Consider the following 12,362-nt stretch of genomic DNA (forward strand, 5'->3'; position numbering starts at 1 on the left):
AGACAATCCCTTTCTTGAAATCAGATACTTCACAATATGATGGCTTGCTTCAGGAGAGCAAAATGCATAATAGAACTTATTGGTCTTTATCCTCTTAAGATAAAATGCAGGAACAATATCCCTCCTACCAATCAAGCAATTCAAAACATCATCAATTGAACCTCCATCATGATAATCATCACTTGCCTTAACAAAATCCCCAACAGTAAGGGAAAGGGTTTCTGCCTTGGCACAGCCACTGCTTGAAATGAAAAGAACAAGCGCCCTAAAAGCATTAGATGAAATGGAACAGACCTTCCTGATGTCACCCCTTGCAGGCAAGTCATAATATGAGGATAGATACTCCCCATCAAACTTAATGTCATTCAAATAGGGCAATTCAATTTCAAAATGCCTATAGAATGTCTTGATTCTGGAAAAATAAGTTTTAACTGTATTTATAGACAATTCTGAATCTAAAAGATAAGACCTGAAATTCAATAATCTATTCTTGATATGCCTATTTTTAAGTGGAACCATGCTTTCTTCATCCCTTATTGCCTCATCCATCAAGCTATCCATAGACATTCCATTATAGGATTCATACTTCCTGACTGCAGAGAGATAAGACCTGACCGTACTCCCCTTAATGTTGCGGCTAATGCAAAAACCATTGAACAAATCACTAGATGTCATGAATAAAGATAAATTCATGAAAACAGATTAAAATAATCAAGAAAATAAAAACGAATAAAAATGACTGTTTTCATAAATAGTAAACTATACATGAATTATTAGTTTTCAGACGCTCTCTAAACTTATATATCCATTCAAAACCAATATTAAATTAATTATTAATGAAACAAGGCACTTGCCATAAACACCACATAAAACTACTGTTCTAAAAATAAGAACATTTATATATAAATAATTATTCTCAAAAAAAGAATAGTCATATATAAATAAACATTCTCAAAATGAGAACACATATATATAGTGAAGAATAGAATATTATTAAGAAAATAATGAAGGGGCCAAAAAATGAATCAAATAATCGAAAAATATATAAGAAAACAAGTTTATGAAACTCCAATAATAGTCAGCAGAAAAATATCTACAGAAGAAAACATTAAATTTAATAAAAGAGAAGATTACTATAAACTTCAACAGAGAGCGGATGATTTCTTAAATAGGGAAAATGAAAAGCGTTTTTTTGTACTGCCAGGACTTAGAGGTGTTGGAAAAACAACATTGCTCCTGCAAATATATGAATATCTGCTAAATGAAAAAAACGTCAACCCAAAAAATCTCTTATATGTATCATGCGAAGAAATAAATTTTGCAGGGGAAGTTAACATTAAGGAAGTTATTGAATCATACTTAAAAATATTTCACAACACCACACCTACACTGCTTGATGAAGATGTCTTTATTTTTATCGATGAGGTTCATTATGATAGGAATTGGGCAATGGCGGGAAAAATAATGTTTGATAAGTCCCCCCACATTTTCATGATATTTACAGGTTCATCATCACTGCATTTAAGTTATAATGCAGATGCCGCAAGAAGACTTAGAACCCAAAGCATTCTGCCTTTGAACTACAGCGAACATTTAAAGCTCAAATACAATTACTTTACCGACATATCCAAAGACTTGAATGACTTAATTTTCAAAGGAGAAGTAGAATCAGCCCAGAAAAAAGAATTAAAAATCCAGAATGATTTAATAAGCGTGAAAGATTATAAGCTAAACGATTGGGACAATTATTTTAAATATGGATCTTTCCCATCAACATTAAATGAAAAATACACATCAGACATAGTAAGGGACTTATGGTCAATTATTTATAGGATAGTCAGCAATGATATAAGCAACATCTTTAATATAAATAGAAACACCCAAAATCTCATCTATAGAATCTTAACATTTTTAGCAGAGCAGAAGCCTGGAGAGATTTCACAAAATAAAGTGGCAGCAAGCCTCAACTGCAGCACTAGCAGAATCAATTCAATATTTAATATTTTAGAACAGACACAATTGATTTTCCACTGCGAAGCATATGGGGGAATTAAAAAAAGAGTGAGAAAATCATGGAAGTATTATCTTGCAACACCAAGTGTGAAAAACTGCATCAATGAAACACTGGGAAATACCATACTTGATAAAAGCGATTACGAAGGAGTTTTACTCGAAAATTTAGTGGCAAGCAGCCTACACAATTTATCATATACTGGAGACTTGCCATTATTTAATACATATTACGATATGGATAAAGGAGGGGTGGACTTTATTGTCCAGAAACATTTCCAAACCCCAATTCCCATAGAAGTGGGAATGGGAAAAAAAGACAATAAGCAAATTAAAAAAGCAATCAACAAATTAAATGCCGATTATGGAATAGTAATATCCAATAAAACCAGTTCAATTGAAAAAGATGAGGATATAATTTACATATCTCCTAAAACATTTTCATTATTATGAATTAAAGCAGAAAGATTTGAGGATTTATCTTTAAAAATATGATTCAAAACATAAGATTAATAAAAATAAATGAATTTTAGTTAATTAAATAATGAAATAGTTGATAAATAAACTTTATTTTGGAAAAAAAAGAATTTTTTTAATAAAATTTGAACACTTCTTGCACTTTTTGCACACTTTTTGCACACTTCATTAAAGTTAATGATGGGTTAATAATTTAAATATTTATTAAAAATATTTTATTTAATTAATCATTACTTTAGTAATTTTAACTACTTAAAAATGGACACTTAAGCATTTACATAAACTATGGGTACACACTAAGCCAAAGTAAAAAAAAAAAATGAAATCTATCTAAAATCTGTAATTTTCCATATAAATAACAAAAATTCATTTAATTCAAATAATATCTCAACTTCATAGCTTAATGATAAAAATAATAATTAAATATAAGTCATATTTCTTAAATCCAATTTTTTTAAATGAAAATGTTACAAACACAAGAAAAAATGGTCAATAAATGGCACACTTTAAATTGAAAATAGAGCAAATGATTTTAGTATTTTATGATGATATCCTCATTTAAATTAATCATCATTTTAATTAGATTGAATCTAAAAAAATGAATCAAAAATTTTGTTACATATCCATACCTAAATTCTAAAAACCACCTAAACAACGAAATTTATAAAAATTTCACTAGTTTGGTTTCATCTATTCTCCTTTTGACTTCCTTCCTTTGGAGAATTTGGTCTTTTCATATCTTCTAGAAATTCCTTTGCAGATTCTCCACTTAAAGTTGGAGTTCTTTCAATATTTTTTGCCATCATATCACCTAATAAAATATTAGATTTTCATAGCTTATAAAAATTTAAATTAGAAAAAAAAAACAAATTTAATTCTTTTAACAAATAGTTAACCATATATTAACAATTTTTACATTTCAAAAGATTCTAAAAATATCATTAAGAAAAAAGCACAACTCATTGGAATTTCTGAATTTTAACTAAAAAAATAGCTTTAATGTCCAATAAAACACATGAAAAATAAAAATAAAAAAAGAGAAAAACAGCATAAAAACTATAAGTATTTTACACCATCTTTAGAACCGATAATGACCTTATCTACCATTTCAGTGAATAAACCGTTTTCAACAACACCTGGAATTGTGTTCAATTCATCTTCCATATGAATTGGGTTTTCGATTTTGCCGAATGCAACATCCAAAATGAAGTTCCCATTATCTGTAATTACAGGCCCATCCTTAGCTTGACCCATTCTTATGTCCACTTTACCACCCATATCCTCCAATGCCTTTGTAACTGGATTTAAGGACTCTGGAATGATTTCAATAGGAAGTGGGAAAGCGCCTAAGACATCTACAAGCTTGGATTCATCTGCAATGATAACAAGCTCATCTGCAGAATAATCAACAATCTTTTCCAAAGTGTGTGCTGCTCCTCCACCCTTGATTAAATTGAAGTCTGGATCGATTTCATCAGCACCATCAACAGCCAAATCGATTTCATGTTCACTAAGGTCTGTAAGTGGAATGTTCCATTGGCGAGCAAGCAATCTTGATTGGAAAGAAGTTGGAATTCCAATGACTTCAATTCCTTCATCCCTTACTCTCATACCTACCTTTTCAATAAAGTAAAGGGTGGTTGAACCTGTACCAAGACCTAAAACCTGACCGTCTTTTACCAAATCAGCTGCAGCATAACCGCAATCCTTTTTCATTTGACTCATAATTAACACCAAATAATAATCATTAATAATATAAACTAATTATCGTAAATTGAAACTATGCATAATAAATTAAATTATTTATCTTGAATTTTAACAATGCATTTAACCAATGCGTTTCCTTTAGGACAGTCCTTGAACTTACCTAAATCCTTTACATAAACTCCCTTCTCCTCTTTGGAGATTCCATCTGGGAAACACATATGCCTGAAATCACAGTCCTTGTTTGAACATCCTTGACGTTTGAAGTCAAAGCTTGATCCTTCAAAGACCCCTTTTGAATCAGTTAGGATAGTGAATTCCGCATTCTCAACAGCAACCACTTGAACCTTATCGTTCTCATGGATAGGGCATTTCTGTTCAACATCCCTAACTTCTGTAATTGTATACCTATGACCTTTCTTTAGGGAGTCTACACATGATGCCTTGAACCTGCAGTCCGAACATTCCTCTGCGGGCTCATAAAATACAAAGCTCACTCCTTCCCTTGCCAATTCCTTACCAATCAATGTAATCATATAATCATTCCTTTATAAATTTTAAACTTATTGAACACACTAAAAACTTAAAAGGAAACATGAATCTTAAACAGATTCAAGAATAATAATCAAAGCTAAATGACTTCAGTCTTCTTAGCCAATTTAATAGCTGCATCTCTTGTAAGACCATTATCACCTAAAATGGTATATCTTTCTGGCCTTATTGTATGGGCAATTGTCAATGCCTCAATGATCTCATCATCATCTACACCCAATTCAGCTGCAGTTGTTGGAGCACCAATTGTCTTTAATATATTTTGAATGGATCTCCAGTCTCCACCATGCAAATGCATCATCATGATTGTTCCTACACCACATTGCTCACCATGCAATGCATGCTTTTTGGCAACTCTATCCAAAGCATGGCTGAATAAGTGTTCTGAACCGCTTGCAGGTCTTGATGACCCTGCAATGCTTATTGCCATACCACTGCTGAACAATGACTTAACAACAATTCTTGCACTTTCCTCAAGCCCTTCTTTTATGCTGTCGGAAGAGTTTATGATAAGCTTTGCAGTCATTTCAGACAATGCAGCGGCAGACTCACTGTATGGCTCATTTCTTAATCTGTACGCCAATTTCCAATCCTTTATTGCAGTGTAATTGGAGACAATATCTGCACAACCGGAAGCAATTAATCTAAAAGGAGAATCGTTAATAATGCCAGTGTCAGCAACAACAGCCATTGGAGAATTAGCGCTTTTGGAAACTGATCCGATATCATTTTTTATTGAAGCCATTGGTGATGCTATACCATCGTGGGAAGCGGTTGTTGGAACGGAAATGAAATAGTTATGGGCATTTGTGGAAGCAAGCTTTGCTACATCAATGATCTTTCCTCCACCTACACCTAAGACTACAGAAGCGTTAGCTATTCTTTCTTGCACCTTTTCAACAGACTCCATTGAAGCGTCCTTTACCTTTACAACTTCAACTCCAAAGTCAGACTTTTCCAAAGCTTCAACTGTAAGCTTACCTGCCACATCAAATGTATGATAACCTGATACGACAAGAGCTTCATCAAACAAGCGTAAATTCTTGCATATTTCACCTATGTCATCAAGGACATTAGGTCCAATATGCACTTCTCTTGGCATTTGAATTGTTTTAGAATCCATGTTATCTCCTTAAAAATCAATTTTCCATTGAATAATTGTTTAGAGCCTATAATATCCCTAATCATTTTCCATTGAATAATTTTTAGAATCTATAATATTCTTAAATTTTTAGCATGTTATTTAATATTATTTTAATATATGTTTTCAATAAATTAAATAAGTTTTGTTTTAAAAGTCATCTACTAATAAACTATATAATAAATTAAATACATACTAATACTATTATAAAATAAATCAATGATAAAAAAAATAAAATAAAAATTTTATTAATGATTTAACAATTTAAAACTTATTATTTTATTAAAATTAGGTGATAATGTGGAAAATTTTAGTGAATGGTTCCATGACATTTTAGAAAATGCAGATATAACCGATTCAAGATATCCTATTAAGGGAATGGCTGTATGGCGTCCTTATGGATTTCAAATCAGAAGAGCAACTTTAAATATATTTAGAGACTTGATGGACAAAGAGCATGACGAAACCCTATTTCCTTTACTCATTCCTGAAGCAGAACTTGCAAAAGAGGGAATTCATGTAAAGGGATTTGAAGATGAGGTATATTGGGTTACCCATGGTGGTCAAACAGAATTGAATGAAAAGCTTGCAATCAGACCAACCAGTGAAACCGCAATGTACCCTATGTTCGCATTATGGGTAAGATCACACATTGACCTCCCTATCAAGCAATATCAAGTTGTAAACACATTCAGATACGAAACCAAACATACAAGACCTCTTATTAGAGTAAGGGAAATCACTACCTTTGCAGAAGCTCACACAGTACATTCAAGCGCTGAAGAGGCTGCAGAACAGGTTGAAACAGGTATCGAACTCTACAAGAAATTCTTTGACGGACTTGGAATCGCTTATTTAATCAGCAAAAGACCAGTTTGGGACAAGTTCCCTGGTGCAGAATACACCATGGCATTCGATACAATCATGCCTGATGGAAAGACATTGCAAATTGGTACTGTTCACAACTTAGGCCAAACCTTTGCACATACCTTTGAAATAACCTTCGAGAACAAGGAAGGAAACCATGAATATGCTTACCAAACCTGTTACGGCATCTCTGACAGAGTGATTGCAGCAGCAATTGCCGCTCATGGAGATGAAAAAGGTCTCCAATTGCCTCCAGAAATCTCTCCAAAGCAAATCACTATAATCCCTATCATCTTCAAGGATGGTGGAGAGGAAGTAATGGCTAAATGTAATGAGATCAAGGATGCTTTGGAAGCTAAAGGAATCAGAGTACAAATGGATACCAGAGACATCAGACCAGGTAAGAAATTCTTTGATTGGGAACTCAAAGGAACTCCTCTCAGATTCGAATTAGGACCAAGAGACCTTAACAACAATTTAGCAATCATTGGAAGAAGAGACACCGGTGAAAAGATTGAAGTAAGCTTAGATGACGACATTACTGAAAAGGTATCAGACTTATTAGCTGAAGTTGAAGAAAGCATGAAAGCTAATTCCTGGGCTAAACAGGATGAGAAATTAGTCACATTAGACAGTCTTGAGAATGTTTCTGACATTGTTGATGGGGGAAAGGTCGTTAAGTTCTACTGGTGTGGAGACGAGGAATGTGGAAAGGCAATTGAAGAGGAAACCGGTGTGGATATCCTTGGTATCAATGAAGAGGATATTGAAACCGATAAGGTCTGTCCACATTGCGGAAAGCCAGCTAAACATTTAGCATTAATGGCTAAAACATATTAGTTATAATATTTAAGAAATTTCATTATTAGAAATTAGAATTATAGAGGAATGGAAATGGATAAGATTTATGCAATAATTCCAGTAAATCAATTTGCAAATGCTAAAACAAGATTATCTCCTTTTTTATCACCTGAAGAGAGAAAAAATCTTTTAAAGGCAATGCTAAAGGACATTGCAATCACATTAAAGCCTATTGTAGATGATATCATAATAATAAGTAAAGACGAAGAGGTTTTGGCATATGCAGAGGAATTGGAACTTACTGCACTTGTTGAAGAGGACCACAAGTCATCTAAAGCTTCAAAAAATGGTGATGAAGGCCCTTTAAACAAAGCCATCAAACAAGCTATGAAATGGTGCAGAAAGAAAACAAGAAAAGTCATAATCTTGCCATCTGACATTCCATTGATTGGAAAGACCAATATCAAGCTACTTATTGACCAAGCTAAAAATCTTGATTTCATCATTGTTCCTTCAAAAGGTGGAGGAACAAATGCATTGATCATCAAGCCATTGTCCATTGACATGAAATTCGGAGGATTCAGTTTCAAAAAGCATATTGAAGAGGCTGAAAAGAAGAAATTGGTCCCATTGGTTCATGACTCATTCTATATGGCACTTGATGTAAACACCACTGAAGACCTTGGTGAAATCATGCTTCATGGAAATGGAACAGAAACCAAGAAATACTTGGAATCACTTGGTATCAAAGTGGAATCATTCCGTGGCCATGAAAGGCTTAAAGTAACTAGAGATGAATAATTTTTAACTATTTGTCTTCTTATTTTTAATTTTTAATTTTTTTAGAATTTTATAAAAAATATTTGTGTGATATTATGATAGGACTAACAATTGCAGGATTCGATCCATCTGGAGGAGCAGGAATAAGCACTGACATCAAGACCATGGCAGCACATGGTGTTCATGCATGTGCAGCAGTCACTGCACTCACTGCACAAAACCCTAAAAAAGTGTTTTCTGTTGAACCTGTTAGCACTACATATATCTCTGAGCAGATAGATTCTATTTTTGATGAGTACACTATCAAATACTCAAAGACAGGCCTATTATACTCAAAGGAAATCATTCAACTTGTAAGTAAAAAGGTCGACGAATACGATTTAAGCATAGTTGTTGATCCAGTGATGGTAGCTAGTGCAGGAGATGCACTTTCTAAGATGGAAATAGCTGATGCTTTAAAGAAATATCTCCTCAAAAAAACACTTATTGTAACTCCTAATGTGTCAGAAGCTGAAAAACTTTCAGGAATGAAAATTGAAAGTGTTGAAGATGCAAAGGAATCAGCGTATAAAATTGGTGAATACTGCAATGTGATGATTACTGGTGGACACCTTAATGGAACAAACATCATTTACAATAAGGAAAAAGATGAATTAAGCACTTTACATCAGGATCTAATCAAATCTGAAAACTTGCATGGAACCGGATGCAGCTTATCTGCTGCAATTTGTGCAAATCTTGTTTTATTAAACAATAATGATAAAAACAGCAAAGATGAGGATAATTTAAAAATAGCTATAAAAAAATCCACCAAATTCATTTATGAATCTGTTAAAAACGGAAGATACGGTACTTTAAATCCTAATTTTAATTCAAAAGTATTGTAAAAATAAAAATAATGCTCTCTTTTTAAAAATAAAAAATAAAAAAATAGCTAACTCTTTTTAAGAATTAAAAAAATAAAAAAAGAATTATCACTATAAAAGTGAAAAATTTTGTAACAAATTCTAAACTAAAGTTTAAAACTTGTTTTTATTAGGGCTCCCAAACTCCTAAAAGCTTTTCAACTTCATCTTGGAAATCCAAGAACTCTCTTGATTCTCTTTGACGAGGTCTTTCAAGAGGAACCTCTACCACGTCTTTTATTCTACCTGGCCTTTTATCCATGATCACAATCTTGTCTGCCAAATAGACCGCTTCATCAACATCGTGAGTGACGAAAAGAATAGTGGTTTCGAATCTTTTCCAAACTCCAATCAATTGTTCCTGCAAGGTATGCCTATTCAACATGTCAACTGCTGAAAACGGCTCATCCATAAGCAAGACAGGAGTGTGGTTCAATAAGGAACGGATAATAGCTACCCTTTGCTTCATACCACCTGAAAGCTCATGAGGATAACTGTATTTAAAGTCAGCTAATCCAACTCTTTCAAGATATCTTTCAGCAGCAGCAAGATTTTCCTCTTTACTATGCTCTCCGGATAAATTTAAACCAAACATTACATTATCTAAAACATTTAACCAAGGGAATAAAGAATATTGTTGGAAAATGAACCCTCTTTCCTTTGAAGGGCCTTCTACAAGTTCCCCTCTATCGTAAATCTCACCTTCATCAGGTTTTTCCAAACCTGCAACCATTCTTAAAAGGGTTGTCTTTCCACAACCGGAAGGGCCTAAAAGACAGATAAGCTCTCCATCATCAACATGCAAATTCACATCTTTTAAAGCCATGAAATCTTTATCTTTTGTAATAAATGATTTAGAAACATTTTTTATATCAATTGCCAATATAAACACCTTTCACTAATATCTAAAACCGGTAAATCTTTTTTTCTCTTAATCATTCCTAATTTACCAGAATATTCTATCTTGTGCTTTTCTAAATCCATAATCAAATAAAATACCGATTAAACCAATAATTATCATACCAACTACAACAGTTCCTGGCTGGAACAATTGACTTGCAGTCAAGATCATATATCCTAATCCTCTGCTTGAAGCAATCATCTCAGCGGATACGGTACACATCAATGCGATACTTACCCCTACCTTAAGCCCTGATACAATGTAAGGCAATGCGGAAGGAAGCACGATTTTAGTTAATATATTCCAATTGTTAGCACCTAAAGTCTGAGCAGCTTCAATCAATACCTTATCGGTTCTCTTTACACCGTCAATGGTATATACAAGTACTGAGAATACACAACCGATGAAGATTACGAATACTGCGGAGGATAATCCTATACCAAACCATAAAATGGAAAATGGAATCCATGAGATAGGTGGAATAGGCCTTAAGATACTAATGATCAAGGAACTTAATCTATCTAAAGTTTCATACCATCCAAGAACTATACCTAATGGAATTGCAACCACTGATGCAAGAATGATGCCTGAAAACACTTTCACTAAAGTGCTTGAGGTATGCATGAACAGTTTTCCACTGCTTAATAAAGTCCAAGCCGCAGTGAATACATTTAATGGACTTGGTAAAATGTAGTAGGGAATCAAATGTAAACCATCAGTAAGCAAATACCAAATAATTAGAAGTATTGCCGGTAAAATAAATGGTAATAATTCTTTTTTAATTTCCACATAAATCACTATCTTAAAATTGTTTTAATATAATTTATTAACTAAGAATCATCAATATCATAAATCAGATAAAATCAATGATAATTAATTAATGAATTATATCATTCATATATTAATAATTAACTTTCTTTAATATATATAATTTAGCATTTAAAAAAAGTCAAGTATGAATGAATAAAAAAAATTGAAAAAATTAATGAATAAAAAATAAAAATAGAAAAAATAAGAATTGCTCAAAAAGAGCAAATCTTATAAATTTATAAATCTGCGAAGATTTGATCTTGAGTTAAAGGTTTTTGTAAAAGACCTAATTTTACTTCAAGGTTCATGAAGTCCATTACATTTTGTTTGTAAGTGCTGTCTAAACCGGAAATGAAAGTAGTGTCTTTGATTACACTTGCTTGCAAGTCTTTATCAGGAACAATGTCTTCAGGTAAGCATGCAGCTGCTTCTGCAGGGTTTTCATTGGTGAATTTGGTAGCATTTTCATGAGCAGCCAAGACTTTTTTCAATTCTTCAGGATGATTGTTGATGAAGTCTTCTCTTGCTACAACACAACAGCATGGGTGACCAGGAATGATTTCTCCACTGGTTTCCACTAATTTACCGTCACCGTTTTTAACTGCAATGGAAGCATATGGTTCCCAAATGATCATTGCATCAACTTGACCAGCTTTTAAAGCGTCAGTCATTTGTGCAGCTTTCATGGTAGTGAATTCAACATCACTGGTTTTAACGCCAGCTTGGGTTAAAGCAGAGGTTAAAAGCATGTTTTGAATGGTTGCTTCACCAGGGGTTGCTACAGTTTTGCCTTTTAAGTCAGCAACAGTGTTGATTCCACTGTTTTTATTAGCAACAATGGAACTTCCTTCGATTTGAGCACCAGATACAACTTTTACTGGAACTCCTTGAGAAATGGAAGACATTACAGGAGTGATACCTGCATAACCAATATCGATATCTCCACTTGCCATAGCAGTCATTAAGTCTCCACCATTGTTAAATTGGGTTAATTCAACAGTAAGACCTTGTTCTTCAAACATTTTCTTTTCTTGTGCAACGAAAAGTGCGGTGTCGTGATCGGATGGTAAGTGACCGATTCTTACAACATTATCGCCAGAGCCACCGCTGGTTGCAAAGTAAGCACCTACAGCTACAAGAGCTATAATTACAACAGCAATAATTGCTAAAATTTTTTTATCCATAAAAATCACTTTAATTTTTAAAATTAAACAAAATGGTTCTTATATAATCTCATTTTGAGATTTCATTTCATATAAAAACTTTTAAAATAATAAGTTGTTTTTTTATAAATCATTTTATATAATTTAGAAAAAACTAATCATTTAAAATAAAGGTTTAATTTGAAATTAAAAAGGTATTTATCAATTAGCTTTTATGGATTAATAAAATATAATTTAAAAACTTATTACTT

10 protein-coding genes and 1 pseudogene are annotated in these 12,362 nt (G+C 32.9%); 4 read left to right on the top strand and 7 right to left on the bottom strand.

From position 1 onward, the window contains the following. Positions 1–693 (bottom strand): annotated as a pseudogene (locus QZU90_RS09515) (integrase); the annotation flags it as partial. 327 nt (positions 694–1,020) lie between these two features. Here QZU90_RS09515 and QZU90_RS09520 point away from each other — a divergent pair. Next, positions 1,021–2,463, top strand: a complete 1,443-nt coding sequence (locus QZU90_RS09520; protein WP_296856839.1) for an ATP-binding protein — start codon at positions 1,021–1,023, stop codon at positions 2,461–2,463. A gap of 1,080 nt (positions 2,464–3,543) precedes the next feature. On the opposite strand, the gene rpiA is transcribed toward QZU90_RS09520, so the two are convergent. From rpiA to QZU90_RS09535, 3 genes are all read right to left on the bottom strand, one after another. Beyond that, the gene (gene rpiA / locus QZU90_RS09525) at positions 3,544–4,212 is read right to left on the bottom strand and encodes a ribose-5-phosphate isomerase RpiA (RefSeq protein ID WP_296856840.1); all 669 of its coding nucleotides are present in this window, start codon (positions 4,210–4,212) and stop codon (positions 3,544–3,546) included. A 74-nt stretch (positions 4,213–4,286) separates the two neighbouring features. Beyond that, positions 4,287–4,727: a UPF0179 family protein gene (locus tag QZU90_RS09530; protein WP_296856841.1), complete on the bottom strand. Its 441-nt coding sequence runs from the start codon at positions 4,725–4,727 to the stop codon at positions 4,287–4,289. A gap of 95 nt (positions 4,728–4,822) precedes the next feature. Beyond that, positions 4,823–5,866: an NAD(P)-dependent glycerol-1-phosphate dehydrogenase gene (locus tag QZU90_RS09535; protein WP_296856842.1), complete on the bottom strand. Its 1,044-nt coding sequence runs from the start codon at positions 5,864–5,866 to the stop codon at positions 4,823–4,825. 318 nt (positions 5,867–6,184) lie between these two features. Between QZU90_RS09535 and proS the strand changes: the two genes are divergently transcribed. The 3 genes from proS to thiD all read left to right on the top strand — a co-directional run bounded on the left by proS (position 6,185) and on the right by thiD (position 9,219). Continuing rightward, positions 6,185–7,591: a proline--tRNA ligase gene (gene proS / locus QZU90_RS09540; protein ID WP_296856843.1), complete on the top strand. Its 1,407-nt coding sequence runs from the start codon at positions 6,185–6,187 to the stop codon at positions 7,589–7,591. 54 nt (positions 7,592–7,645) lie between these two features. Further along, complete coding sequence (gene cofC / locus QZU90_RS09545) at positions 7,646–8,353, top strand: 2-phospho-L-lactate guanylyltransferase (protein WP_296856844.1); 708 nt, start codon at positions 7,646–7,648, stop codon at positions 8,351–8,353. A gap of 74 nt (positions 8,354–8,427) precedes the next feature. Then, the gene (thiD, locus tag QZU90_RS09550; protein WP_296856845.1) at positions 8,428–9,219 is read left to right on the top strand and encodes a bifunctional hydroxymethylpyrimidine kinase/phosphomethylpyrimidine kinase; all 792 of its coding nucleotides are present in this window, start codon (positions 8,428–8,430) and stop codon (positions 9,217–9,219) included. A 148-nt stretch (positions 9,220–9,367) separates the two neighbouring features. Here the strand turns inward: thiD and QZU90_RS09555 are convergent, their stop codons facing one another. From QZU90_RS09555 to QZU90_RS09565, 3 genes are all read right to left on the bottom strand, one after another. Continuing rightward, positions 9,368–10,120: an ABC transporter ATP-binding protein gene (locus tag QZU90_RS09555; protein ID WP_295606652.1), complete on the bottom strand. Its 753-nt coding sequence runs from the start codon at positions 10,118–10,120 to the stop codon at positions 9,368–9,370. 63 nt (positions 10,121–10,183) lie between these two features. After that, on the bottom strand, positions 10,184–10,927 hold the full coding sequence (locus tag QZU90_RS09560; protein WP_295606648.1) for an ABC transporter permease: 744 nt from the start codon (positions 10,925–10,927) through the stop codon (positions 10,184–10,186). A gap of 257 nt (positions 10,928–11,184) precedes the next feature. After that, entirely contained in the window at positions 11,185–12,132 is a 948-nt protein-coding gene (locus tag QZU90_RS09565) for an ABC transporter substrate-binding protein (RefSeq protein ID WP_295606645.1), read from the bottom strand. Positions 12,133–12,362 lie beyond the last annotated feature (230 nt).

The sequence above is a fragment of the uncultured Methanobrevibacter sp. genome (assembly GCF_902784195.1).
Taxonomy (GTDB): domain Archaea; phylum Methanobacteriota; class Methanobacteria; order Methanobacteriales; family Methanobacteriaceae; genus Methanobrevibacter.